General features: G+C 61.0%; 6 protein-coding genes. 4 read left to right on the top strand and 2 right to left on the bottom strand.

Annotation, left to right across the window (positions count from 1 at the left end; all coding sequences use genetic code 11):
- Positions 1-20: 20 nt before the first annotated feature.
- The gene (locus tag DES53_RS07130) at positions 21-2,465 is read right to left on the bottom strand and encodes a sensor histidine kinase (RefSeq protein ID WP_113957545.1); all 2,445 of its coding nucleotides are present in this window, start codon (positions 2,463-2,465) and stop codon (positions 21-23) included.
- Entirely contained in the window at positions 2,462-3,193 is a 732-nt protein-coding gene (locus DES53_RS07125; protein WP_113957544.1) for a response regulator transcription factor, read from the bottom strand. Before DES53_RS07125 ends, DES53_RS07130 begins: the two co-directional genes overlap by 4 nt.
- A 261-nt stretch (positions 3,194-3,454) precedes the next feature.
- Between DES53_RS07125 and DES53_RS07120 the strand changes: the two genes are divergently transcribed.
- The 4 genes from DES53_RS07120 (at position 3,455) to DES53_RS07105 (ending at position 12,695) form a co-directional block, all read left to right on the top strand.
- Positions 3,455-4,600: a carboxypeptidase-like regulatory domain-containing protein gene (locus tag DES53_RS07120; protein ID WP_170156923.1), complete on the top strand. Its 1,146-nt coding sequence runs from the start codon at positions 3,455-3,457 to the stop codon at positions 4,598-4,600.
- A 110-nt stretch (positions 4,601-4,710) separates the two neighbouring features.
- Positions 4,711-6,003, top strand: coding sequence for an MFS transporter (locus DES53_RS07115; protein WP_113957542.1), 1,293 nt, complete (start codon positions 4,711-4,713; stop codon positions 6,001-6,003).
- Between the two features lie 69 nt (positions 6,004-6,072).
- Positions 6,073-9,411: an AAA family ATPase gene (locus tag DES53_RS07110; protein WP_113957541.1), complete on the top strand. Its 3,339-nt coding sequence runs from the start codon at positions 6,073-6,075 to the stop codon at positions 9,409-9,411.
- Positions 9,408-12,695, top strand: coding sequence for an AAA family ATPase (locus DES53_RS07105; protein WP_113957540.1), 3,288 nt, complete (start codon positions 9,408-9,410; stop codon positions 12,693-12,695). The genes DES53_RS07110 and DES53_RS07105 overlap by 4 nt, the downstream gene beginning before the upstream one ends.
- Position 12,696 lies beyond the last annotated feature (1 nt).

The raw sequence follows: 12,696 nt of genomic DNA, 5'->3' as shown, positions 1-12,696 counted from the left end.
AGTACCGCCAGGCATCCCCCTCACACCCGCGGCAGCTCCAACACAAAGCTCGCACCACTGCCAACCGGCGCCTTCTCCAGGCTCAGCCGGCCACCCAGCGCCTTGCTCAGGCGCTCACACAAGGCCAGTCCCAGACCCACACCCGGAGCGGAGTGCGCCGCCTTGTCTGCACTCTTATGGAAGGGGCGGAATACGCGACGACGCTCCTGAGGCGCGATGCCAGCACCATGATCGCGTACGCGCAGCATGGCGAGCGGACCTTTGGTAGAGGCTTGCACATGGATGGTCTTGTCCGCCGCGCGGGGTGCGGCGTACTTGCAGGCGTTGTCCACGAGGTTGAAAAGAATCTGCTCCAGCGCCGCCACGTCCACACGCAGCAACGTCTTGCGCTCCTCCTCATTGGCATCCACGGCGATCTCCATGCCAGCCTGCTCCGCCCGCTGACGCAAACGCGGCACCACGCGGTCCAGCACCTCTCCAATGCTCACGCTCTCCACCTGAGCACGCGCGCTCCCCCTCTCAATGCGGGCATAGGCGAGTACATTCTCCACCAGGTGGCTCAATCTCCCTGCCTCAGCCTCCAAGGTACCGAGGTAGTTTTTCTTCTGATCCTCATCCCGTACCATGCCACTGGCTAGCATCTCCGAATACAGGCGGAACGTGGTGAGGGGGGTGCGCAGCTCATGCGTAACGGCGGAGACGAAGGCGGCGCGGCGCTCGCTCAATGCCACCGTGCCAAAGAGCACCGCTCCTACCGCAAGCCCCGCGAGCCCCACACACAGCCACGCCACGACGAGGGCGGAGCGCATGGGCGTCCAGAACGGTGAAGGCGCCACTGCCAGGGGACCCGTCACCAGTCTCACCGGCAAAGAAGCGAGGCGCAGCGGATCATCGAGCACTGGCTGGTCCGGCAACGCATTGGGGGCAGGAACAAGCATCGCCTGAGGGAAAAGGTCGCTTACCTGCGCCAGCCATTGGTCACGCAGCTTTGGCCAGTCCAGCCAGACCCCTTGCAGGACCCGGGCTCCGTCGAGCGTGGCCTCGCGTGTAAGCAGCAGCGTATCCTCAATCCAGAACCCCTGAAGCGGCTTCGCGGTAGCAACAGGCGGCGGTGTAGTCGGCGGCGCTTCATGTGGCATTTCCTGTGGTGCGGCAGGAGCAGCAGGTGCCGTAATGGGAGCCACCGGCAAAGTAGGGACAGGCGCATTCACTGCGATCTGCGAGTTGGATGCGAGGGTTCCCGCATTGGTCGCCACCTGGGCATTGGGATCCGGAAACGAGGGTTGTTGGATGCTACCGAGCGTCCCTCTCATGTCGGCCTTCTTGGCTTCCGCGACCTCCATTTGCGGATTTGACGGTTGTGAGGGCAAAGCGTGATCCATCTGCGAACGGTCCGCTGGCTTCTCCGACACTCCCTGTTGCTCCTTCTGCCTCGCTGCGGCGATCGCCGGTTTCTGCCCGGTTACAAACCCTCCGGCGCTGCTGGTGCCTTCCAAGTCGGAGGCAGTGATGTCGGCATTGTGCTTCTTGGCCTCCTGTTTGGCGTCAGGAGCAGAAGGAAGTTTGAATGAATATGACGAGGCGCTCTCCTTTCCTTCCGTGGAATTCTTGCTCCTCACCTGCGACATCGCCTTTTCCTTCGTCTGGATCTGCTGGGGCAGCGTCTCCACCTTCTGGGATTCCACGGCGTTTTTGCGGAGGGTATTCTCGTATGCCAGCGAGCCTTGCTGGATGTATCCGCCCTGCCCCAGGTTGGGCTCCAAGGCCTTGGTCGGTGCAGGTGGCGGTGTAGTCGGTTTGGCAGCGGACTCCAAGACCAGCGTACCGGACACCACATTCATATTCTTGGAGTCAAAGGAGTTCCACGCGCACAGCATCTGCCCGTTGCTCCAGGCCCCTGGCGCCGCACTCAGGTCGCCACGCGCACCATTGCTCTGGGACACCTGGGGAGCGCCGACGCGCGCGCCATTGCCCGGCTTGGCCAACAGAGCGCGAAGCTGCTGCAGACGCGTCTCCGCATTCTGGATATCTCCCGGCTCCAGATAGTTTTGCAGCGCCAACGTCCGCGCATTGCCGGATGGCGCTTGGGGGGAACTCGCCTTTCCCTGACCATCAAGTTGGAAATGGAGCATCACCAGATCTGGTGGAACTCCGAGGAGCGGCGACGGCGCGAGCACCTCTCCCTTCTTCACTTCCGTGTTGTCCCGATTGAAGAATCCCTCCGGCGCGTGGAAGGCGCGGAAGGCTTCCGGGGGGCGGGCGTTCTCACGAATCACCAGCGTACTGGCCTGGAAATCGAGCCGCCACAGGGCAAGGCGTACGCGTTCCTTGTTCGCCGCTTCTTGGGCCGCATGTTGCCTTTCCCGCTCGAGTCTCAGCGTGTGCACAGTCACCCACCCCATCCCCCCTATCAGCAGGGCGAGACAACCGAGGAAAACCAGCCAGGTGTAGACGGGACGATTCATGCCTGGACTTCCGCTCCATTCACAGCGGGACTGTTTCCTCCATCAAAGCGATACCCCTTGCCGCGCACCGTCACGATGAGCATGGGTGCGGAGGCATCATCCTTCAGCTTTTGCCGGAGGTTCGCCACATGCATGTCCACCGTGCGGGTCTCCGTATGATTGGGAGTGATACGCCACACGTGCTGGAGCAGTTCATCCCGCGAGACGACGCGACCACGGTTCTGGGAGAAGTACCTCAGCAGATCACGTTCGCGGTCGGAGAGTTCGGTTCGAGTGCCATCCGAGTAGCGCAATTCACCGGTGGCAAAGTCCGCCGTGCCGCAGGGCAGTTTTGCCTTCTCCTGCACCGGCTGGCGCTCCGGCGCGCGGCGCAGTACGGCATCCACCCGGGCGAGCAGTTCACGCACACTGAAGGGTTTCACCACGTAGTCATCCGCACCGAGACGCAGGCCGCGCACGCGATCATTCTCCTCACCTCGCGCGGAAAGGATGATGACCGGGGTGCCGGGACGCTCGGCGCGCAGGGCTTTGAGGATATCGAACCCGCTGGCGTGCGGCAGCACGAGATCCAGCAGCATGAGATCAAAGGTGGCGGTCAGCGCGAGACGAGCACCTTCCTTGCCATCGGCGGCAGTCAGGGTGGTATAGCCCGCAAACTGGAGCGCGTCCTGGACGCCACGGCGGATGGCGGCGTCATCTTCCACGACAAGTACGGTACGGGAGGGCATGGCGGGGTATTTGGCTACTGTAACACGAGGAAACTGAACGGGACAAGACAAGCTCCCACCGGCACCCGTTCATTTCTGTAAAGGCTCCGTAAAAAACCAATCACCCCGCGTATAATGTGCGGGAGTGGCGTGGGCTGTATACCGGGACTCTTAGGATGAGCCCCCACCCTTGCCGCGCACCTCCTTTACCCATTCACGAGCATGAGAACTTGCCCGTTTATCCTCCTCTTTTTTGCAGGCTTTACCGGAGCGTTTCCTTCCATGGCTGCCGACTTGGAACCGGAATTCCCCAAGCCCCCCACCCCCATCGTCAACTATGAATCCGGACGAGTGCGCGAATTCCACGTGACACTGCTGGACGAGAATGACCAGCCTGTCGCCAGTGTGCCTGTGGACCTGTACGGCATGCGGCGGGGCGGTCGCTGGCCAGCATTGGACGACTCTGTCTCGAAAGACCACGGGCCCTGGTGGAGATTCACCACAAATGCCCAAGGCAAGATACTCGCCCGCTTTTCAGTCTCTGAAAAACCGTGGGGCTACACGGTGCCTCGTGATGGGAGATTTTACTTTGTGGTGGATATACCAGATGGCCGCCGTGCCGTGAGCCCTCCCATTTTTCACGGCGTGACGCGCAAGGGGGCCCACGAAGAAGAGGAGAATGAATGGGATGCGCATGCGAACGACGAACAGCTCTTCACTGACGAGACAGAGGAGGTCACCATGCACCTAGTGAAGGGGCGCACAGTCACCGGAGTCGTCGTCACCCCTGATGGCAAGCCATTGCAGGGCCACACCATCTCGGCCACCCATGACTTGCACATCGGAAGCCATACAGGCGCCGGTGGAGAAGTGTTCATGGTAACTGCCGTGTCCGATGCCGAAGGAAGATTCAAGCTGCAGAACGTGTACCCCGCAGCCTGTTCACTCTCCATGGAGGGCGAAGGCTACTGGAGCCGCACGCAGGTGGCATTGCATGCTTCAGGCCAGACCTCCACACGCTGGGTGGGCGGCTCCATCACCCTCCCGGAGCTCTCCTCCGATACGAGTATGCACTTGAGGATTGAGGTCGCCCCTGAAGCCCCAAAGTATCGCTACTTCGGCACCGTCACCGACGCGTCTGGTAAACCTCAGGCTGGGCTTGTGGTGACTGCAGGGGTCTCTCACAACTCCACGCCGAAGACTTGGAGTGATTCCCACAATATTAGCAGTGCCACGACAGACGCCTCGGGGCGGTGGCAAATCCAGGCCGAAGGTCCTTGGGTGCGGTTCTTCGATGTCCGCAAAACAGAGTCGGGCGATTCGCTTGTAAATGGAGAAGACTATGAAAGCGACGGTGTGGGGTTGGCGGCTCCCGGCGAATATCACTTCAAAATAAAGTCAGCCAATTCGCCCACGAAGGATCGATGAGTTAGTCAGAGCGAAACGTCGTCCACCTTTCGAGTGAACTCTTGTTTGCAAGAGGCCTGTCCCTCCGCTTCGTTTGCGCTGTCCGCACGCTGACTGACAGCCACCCACTGATGTCGAGCCCTCACCCTCCGCACCTACGCCGCAACTTCTGGATGCACTGCCTGGAGGGCGGGTTCTACATGGCGGGCCTGGCATTCCTGGCACCGGAGACGGTGTTGCCGGTGTTCGTGAAGAACCTCGGCGGGCCCGACTGGCTCATCGCGCTGCTGCCGGTGATCCTTCCAGCCATGTTCGCTCTGCCGGGTTTAATCTCTGCACCGTATGTAGAGCAGCTACACCGGCACAAACCGTTCGTGTGCGGCTTTGGGGTCTTGCAACGCCTGCCTTACCTCATCGCCGGTATCTTCATGCTATTGGCACCGCAGGCGGCGGGCTTCATTCTGCCAGTGGTGGTGCTTACGCCCATCATCTCGGGATTGGTCGGCGGCGTTGCCGTGCAAGCGTGGATGGAAATGGTGACGCGCATGATCCCGGAACATCTGCGTGCCTCCGGCTGGGCCATCCGGTATCTCATCCAGGGGATCGTTGGGCTCTCTGCAGGGCCGGTGATTCACTGGATGTTCACCCATCATCCCGGGGTGCAGGGATATGCGTGGCTCCATCTGATCTGCTTTGGCTTTCTGTTCCTCTCTGCCATCTCGCAGTGGAGCATGAAGGAGGCCGTGGGAACCAATTTGCTCCGGCTCCCCCGACCTTCCTATGGCACCTATCTGCGGGAGCTGCCGGGCCTTCTCAAGTCACAGCCGAAATTGAAACGCTTCATCCTCGTGCGGTTCACCGGCACTGGGTACCTCATGCTGGTGGCCTTCCTGAGCATTCACGCGCTCACGGTGACCGGTCGTGGTACGGCGGACGCGGGGCATCTGCTCCTGGCGCAGATGATTGGAGCGCTCTTCGGAAATGTATTCGCGGGCTGGTGGGGCAATCGGCATGGCGGACGCATCGTGATGCTGTTCTCGCGGGTGCTCTGCCTGGCCCTCTGTGTTTCCCTGCCGTGGATTACGAACTTCACGGGCTTTCTCGTGGTGTTCTTCATCTGGGGTTTCGGTGTCTTCGCTGAGCGAGTGGGAGACCTCACTTTTGTGGCGGAACTGTGTCCGCATCGTCGTCGCCCCACCTATCAATCCATCATGGGCTTCTGCCAGGCCATCAGCCTGATGACTGCAGTTCAGATAGGAGGCTTGCTCTACAGTGCCACGCAGAGCTTCTTCGCGCTGGTCACCCTATGTGGCACATTCGCGGCGATCTCAACCATCGTGCTACTGACCATTCCCGAAGTTCGAATCAAAGCGAAGACCGGACACGCCTCCCCTGCCCTGGGTGAGGACGCGCCGATGGTGTGAGCCACGTCTTCGCGAATCACGCTCAAAGGCGCTGGCATTTTTCGCGGGCTTCGTGTTGGATGCGCGCTCATGCCTGAAGTCTCTGCCACACTGCATCTTGTCACCCGCACCCTGGAAGACAGTGCGGAGGGCGCGTCGCAGCTGTTCATCGAATTCCTGCTATTTCCAGGGCTGTCCACGCTGGCGCATCGCGAGCGGCGCGCGCGTTTCGCTTTGCTTGATGTCGGTGAAGAATTGCTCAAAGCACTGCCCCTTGATGAGATCAGCAGACGGGTGGTGCTCGGCGAGCCCGAGATGACCACCGTGGAACTCTCGGTGATACCAGGCAAACGCACGGAAGCATGGAAGGAGGCGATGGACATCCGGCTCGATGCGCTGGTGTGGGAGCAGAGCGGCCAGATGATCGCGGTGCTTCCCGCTCTGTCGATCTCTGTGATCGCGCCAAGTCGGAATGCCCTCCCCGACATGCTCAAGGAGCATGCGCTCTCCGCCATCAAGCGTGACGGATGGAATACCTCCCACCTGCAGATGGCCCTGCTGCAGCGCGGCGATTTCAAGTTGCAATCCATTCCCTGGACGCCGTCGCTCGAATCCGCACGTGATCGCTGGAAGCGCCTGAACGCCACCGAAAAGGCCACAGATGTGGTAGAGCAGCTTTGCACGCGCATGGAGGAGCCCTTCCTGGCGCAGGCGTATGAGGTGCAGACCACGCTCGCGCACCTTGCGCGTCTGCTCTCGCTCCCGGACAAACCCAGCATTCTGCTGGTGGGCCCCGGCGGCGTGGGCAAGACGGCCCTCGTGCAGGAGCTGGTGCTGCGCAGGGGTGACCATAAGCTTGGTGAGAAAGCCTTCTACCGCAGCAGCGGTTCGCGTTTGATCGCGGGAGCATGCGGCTTTGGCATGTGGCAAAAGCGGTGCCGGGATCTGGTGGAGTCTGCGAAACAAAGACCGGTGATCTTCTTCCTGGGAAACCTCTTTGAGCTGATGAACGTGGGCCAGAGTTCGGCAGGCTCGGAAAGCATTGCGAGTTTCCTGCGCCCCTATCTCATACGCCGGGACATCCAGGTGATCGTGGAGTGCACACCTGAGCAGATGGCCGTGATTGAGAAAAATGACCCACGTCTCAGTGAGGCTTTCCGCATCATGAAAGTAGAGGAGCCCTCACGCGAAGCGGAACAGGCGATCCTGCTCTCCACCTCCATCAAAATGGGGCGTGATCGTGGACGCTTCACGCGCGAGGCCTTGCAACGCATCGCTGCCCTGCATCATCGCTTCATGGGTTACGCCGCCTTCCCCGGAGCACCGCTTCGCTTCATGCAGCGCCTTCACGAAGGTGCGGAGAAGAACACGCTCATTGAAGAGGCAGAGGTGTTCGCCGCCTTCTCCAGTGAAACAGGCATGCCACGCCATCTGCTGGATCCACAACAGCCACTCGACCTCGCGGCTACACGCGCCTGGTTTCAGCGCCGGGTGCAGGGGCAGGACGCCGCCGTGGAAGTCATCACCAGTGTGATTGCGCAGTTGAAGGCGGGACTCACCCGCCCCGGCAGACCGCTGGCATCACTGCTTTTCACCGGACCCACCGGCACGGGCAAGACAGAGATGGCGAAGGCCCTCGCCGAGTTTCTCTTCCAGAGTCCTGAGCGCATGATCCGTCTGGACATGAGCGAATACGGCCAGCCCTGGAGCGCGCAACGCCTGGTGAATGGCAGCCACGGCGGCAAGGAGGGCATCCTTACCGCCGCCGTGCGTGAGCAGCCATTCAACGTGCTGCTGCTGGATGAGTTTGAGAAGGCCGATGCGGCCGTGTTTGATCTGTTGCTCCAAGTACTTGGCGAAGCAAGACTCACCGACGCAGCCGGACGCACGGCGGACTTCAGCAATTGTGTGGTCATCATGACCTCCAACCTCGGTGCGCAGGAATACTCACGTGGGCGATTGGGCTTCGACGTCAGTGGCAGCGGACTCCAGGATGCCGTGGAGCACTTCACCTCCGCAGTGCAGAAGGCGCTGCGCCCTGAAATGTTCAACCGCATTGACCGCATCGTGCCCTACCGACCGCTCTCGGAGGAAGTGGTGCTTTCGCTGACGCGTCGTGAGGTTGATGCCGTGTCTCTCCGCTCCGGTTTTGCCAGCCGCAAGCTGCGTCTGGAGGTGAGCGAACCTTTGCTGCGGCATCTGGCCGCGAAGGGCTACGATCCCCGCTATGGTGCGCGACCGCTGAAACGTCGTATTGCGGAGGAATTGCTCGCTCCTCTTTCCGACAAAGTGATGCACACCCATGGCCCCTACTCGATACAGGCCGAACTCGGGCCGGACGGGCGACCTGCCATCGAAGTCATCCGCCCGGACTGGAGTACACGCGAAGTCACGTCAGAGGCCGCGCACTTTTCGCGCTCGGATCTCCAGTCGCGTACCTTTGATGCAGCCCGCCTCCGTCGGGCATACCAACGTCTGCTGATCTCAACCATGACCAACGGCCTTCGGGGCAAGGTGCGGCTCTTGGAACAGAAGCTGCGGGCGCAACGCATGAAGGACCGCGCCAGCAGGCGCAGCAAGAATACGTGGATGGGTCATGACCCGGAACTGGACCGACTGAAGACCTGTCTCACGCAGATGCAGAACGAAGCCAACACACAATTTGCGAGAGAAGAAGCGCTCATTGTCGCTCTGCATCAGGACCAACTGGAGATCCTCCGCGCCCGCGAACCTCTGACCATGACCGGCTGGGAGGACCTGGTGCTGGAAGCTTATGCGCTCTGGCAGCCTCCGCCGAAGCGATTGATCTTCTTTATGCGGGGACAGCCCGGCTCCGAACTCTTCGACTTCGCACGGGTGTATCATGATGTCGCTGCCTCACTCAAGGCATCTGTGCGTGTCGGTCTCTTCTACAAAAAGACGCCGGCGCGATTGCTGACCGAGGATGGACTCCATGTCCTCGCGGACTCACCTCCCTCCGTGAAAGAACAGGCGACGCTGTGGACCAAGGATGTGGAATCCGTAAGCGCCATCGCCCTCTGGATTGAAGGGGCCCACGCCAACATGCATCTGAAGCATGAGGATGGTCTTCACCTCTCCAAATCACGGCGCAAGTCCAAGGAGGAGGAAGCCGCTGCAAAGAAGGCTGACACCCAGACCAAGAACAGGCAGAACCCGGTCGACTGGGCTTGCCGCCTCGAAGTGCGGGTGCCGGGGGAGAACATGCAGCACCTCGGCCAGCTTACGGTGCCACTGCAGGAATTGGTGGGTCTGCCCGATCTGGAGTCTGGCACCATCTGCCGCCAGTATGATCCCGTGAAGCAGATCGTCCGTGAGGGCTCGGAAAACGCGCGCAAGGATGGCCGGTTTCAGGAGGACTGGCTGCTGCAGTCCTTGCGCGCCATCACACTCGGGGAGGCCCTGGCATGAAGTTCACCCTCACCATTCCCGTATGCGTGGACCACTATCGCGATGCTCACGGCATCACGCGTTTTCGTGCCCGGCCCGTCTTTGCTGCCGCTGGCGCGTTCAAGGATGAAATGGACCTGCGGGAGGACCGCGCCCTGGCACAACTTGGCGGACGCCTTGGTCGCCTGTTGCTGGAGACGACCGTGTCGCCCGACCATCGTGACCTGCTCCCATGGAGCTTCTGTCCTCCGACTACGAGTCACCTGCTGAAACTTCGTATCGAGCTCAAGAAGCGCTCGGTCGACGGTGCGTTCTTTGCCGTGGTGTTTGAAAACGCCGGGCGAAGACTCGTGCATTTGTCTAGAGGAGGCCTCAGCTTCGAGTGGCCCAGCGGCACCCAACTGCGCGATGTGGCCACACGGATCCTGACTGCTCACTTCCGGCAATTGGAGAAGGAGGCGGAGGACGCTTTTGATCCGAGTGATTGGTTCTCCGGGGGCCAGCCGCACGTCGTTCACCTTCCCGTGGCGCTCACGGGAAACCAGCGCCTTCCGATTCCGGGATCCAGGCACGCGTCATACATTGATGACACGCCCATGGATGGGGAGCGTGAACTGCACAAGGTGGGCCGGTGCCTTGATCGGCTTTATCCCCAGGATCTGCAGCGTGCACTGCTCCGGGAAGCGGAGGTGGCACAGCTTTGGGCGAGCTTCCGCCGCATCAGTGTGCGGACACCCATGGTCGTGCTGGTAGGCCGGCCAAAAGCCGGGAAGACTGCCATCATTCATGAATGCGTGCGCAAATCACTGGAAGCCGCCAGCACGGGCCGCCGCGGCCAGTACTGGCTGGTGTCTCCACAGCGGGTGATCAGTGGCATGTCCTACCTCGGCCAGTGGGAAGAACGCTGGACGGCGATGCTCAGCAGTATTCGCAAGGACCGGCATATCCTGGTGCTCGATGATCTGCTCGGCCTCTTCGAAGCCGGGCGTTCCTCAGGAAGCGACCTCACACTCGGCCATGTGCTCAAGGCCCGACAGGAACACGAACCCATTCCGGTGCTGGCTGAGGCCACTCCGGAGGCTTGGGGGAGATTGCGGGAAATCGATCGATCGTTCGCGAGCCAGTTCCAGGTCATTCATGTCCGGGAGATGGGCGATGACGCCACCCTGCGCATCCTGGTACGCACCATGCAGGAGCTGCCACCTGAGTGCAATTTCTCGCCGGAGGTGCTCCCAGAAGTCATCCGCCTCCAGCAGCGATTTGGCCGGGCAAAGGCATTCCCGGGAAAAGCGGTGGAGATGCTCCAGGCACTGGCGAATACGTACAAGTCCGCAACGAACAGCTTCCAACAGGACAAAGCCACCACGGCCTCTCAAGTTCTGGAGTGGTTCGCCGACCGGCATGGGATCAGTCTCGAGTTGCTCAAGGGCGAATCGCTTGATGGCGAATCCTTCGGCCGGGAGGATCTCCGCTGGCGATTCTCTGGAAACATCATGGGCCAGACAGCCGCCGTCGAGGCCATGATGGACATCATCCTCATGGCGTCAGCCGAAGTGCAGGATCCTCTTCGCCCGCTGGGTTCGCTGCTCTTCCTGGGCCCCACCGGTGTGGGCAAGACAGAATGCGCCAAGATGCTGGCGAAGACAGTCTTCCAGAGTGAGGATCGCATGGTTCGATTCGACCTGAACGAATACACCGGTGATGACGCGGCCATCCGCCTCATTGGCGGCCCGGGGCGCGGCGGTCTGCTCACCTCCCGCGTACGCCGCCAGCCCTTCACACTGCTGCTCTTCGACGAGGTGGAAAAGGCTCATCCCGACGTTTTCGATCTGCTGCTCCAAGTGCTGGGTGAAGGGCGTCTCACGGATGCACAGGGACAGACCACAGACTTCTGCAACTGCATCATCATCCTCACCTCAAACATCGGGGCCCGCCAGTCCAGGCAACGCCTCGGCTTTGGCCATGCCACCACGGAAGATGCCGAGGCCTACCGACAGGCTGCGGAGAAATTCTTCCGCCCTGAGTTTTTCAACCGTCTGGATCGCATTGTACCCTTCCACGAACTTCGCCGGGAAGATATCGAGAAGCTGGCGCAAGTCATGGCGCAGCGAGCCATGACTCGGCAGGGCCTGTCCGATCGGCAGGTGGATGTGTCCCTGGAAGACGATGCCATCCAGTTCCTGGCAGAAAAGGGCCACCAAACAGCGTACGGTGCCCGGTCACTACGTCGCGCCGTGGAGACACTCCTGGTCGAGCCGCTGGCTGCGCGTATGGCTTCCGTGGGCTCAGGGGAGGCGCTGAAGGCCAGGGTGACCATGGGTATCGATGGAGCGTTATCATTCGACCTGAGGGCGCAGGAGCAGACTCCCCTTCTCTTCACCATTTCCGCCGCCATCACCGTTGATGAGATGCTGGATCTTCTCGATGAATCCTTGGACTTGATTACCGAAGCCGAGGAACGCCTCGATGGTTGGAAGTTTGATCAAGAAGAGGACGGGACCATCTCACGACGACGCGCCTGGTACTTCCGCCTCCGTGACGAATGCTCCGTGATACGAAAAGGTCTCGAGCGGCTGGAGGACACACTTGAACGCGAGAACCGCGCCCGCCAGCGTGCTGCCACGTCACGCGCAAAGTCCGGTGAGCCAGTCCGCGCCAAGGACAAGCTGCATGTGCTGCCTCGCGAAGTGGTGGAGCATCTCCTCCAGCGCTTAATCTCGCAACGCTTCGCTGACCATGCCATCACCGAGATATTGGATCAGGCAGTGCCCTTGGACGCGATCCACGCTGGCCTGCTGCGCTTGCTCTGGAGGGCTCGCCACCTGATCTCCGTCTGTCACGAGTCCATGGCGCACACGAGTTCCTGGACCATCGGCATCGACAACTTTGCTTACATTGAGGAAGTCACAGAAGATGACGAAGCCTGGCCGCAGAACCAGGTCGCGTCGCTCGAATGGTGCGGAGCAGCCTTGGCCGAAGTGGTTCTCGTTTCCAACAAAAAAGCCATTCGCATTGTGGATGGCCCCGGTCTGGAAGGTCTGGTGGCTGCGACCACCGGTGTGAAGGCCTCGTGTTGGACGGCCCAATCCGAATTGACCACCGTGAAGGCCTGGCGCACCGGCGAGACACCTCCGGAGTCCTCTGAAAATCAGATCACCTGGTTGTACTTCAGAGCCTGGCTGCTGGATCTGCGTACCGGACTGCTGATCTCCGGCGCCAATCAGGAAACAGGGGACATGGCCATGGCAGTCTGCTATGGCCAGCCGGCATCCATTCCTGATACACCCAATCATCATCCCGTCTGAC

This window comes from Roseimicrobium gellanilyticum (genome assembly GCF_003315205.1).
In the GTDB taxonomy this organism is placed as follows: domain Bacteria; phylum Verrucomicrobiota; class Verrucomicrobiia; order Verrucomicrobiales; family Verrucomicrobiaceae; genus Roseimicrobium; species Roseimicrobium gellanilyticum.
Note: the sequence above shows the minus strand (reverse complement) of the source record. Positions and strands in the feature narration are given on the sequence as shown.

Bases quoted from the DNA above. Each gene is read 5' to 3' on its own strand.
- DES53_RS07130 (WP_113957545.1), bottom strand. From the start codon at position 2,465: ATGAATCGTCCCGTCTACACCTGGCTGGTTTTCCTCGGTTGTCTCGCC.
- DES53_RS07110 (WP_113957541.1), top strand. From the start codon at position 6,073: ATGCCTGAAGTCTCTGCCACACTGCATCTTGTCACCCGCACCCTGGAA.
- DES53_RS07115 (WP_113957542.1), top strand. From the start codon at position 4,711: ATGTCGAGCCCTCACCCTCCGCACCTACGCCGCAACTTCTGGATGCAC.
- DES53_RS07125 (WP_113957544.1), bottom strand. From the start codon at position 3,193: ATGCCCTCCCGTACCGTACTTGTCGTGGAAGATGACGCCGCCATCCGC.
- DES53_RS07105 (WP_113957540.1), top strand. From the start codon at position 9,408: ATGAAGTTCACCCTCACCATTCCCGTATGCGTGGACCACTATCGCGAT.
- DES53_RS07120 (WP_170156923.1), top strand. From the start codon at position 3,455: ATGGCTGCCGACTTGGAACCGGAATTCCCCAAGCCCCCCACCCCCATC.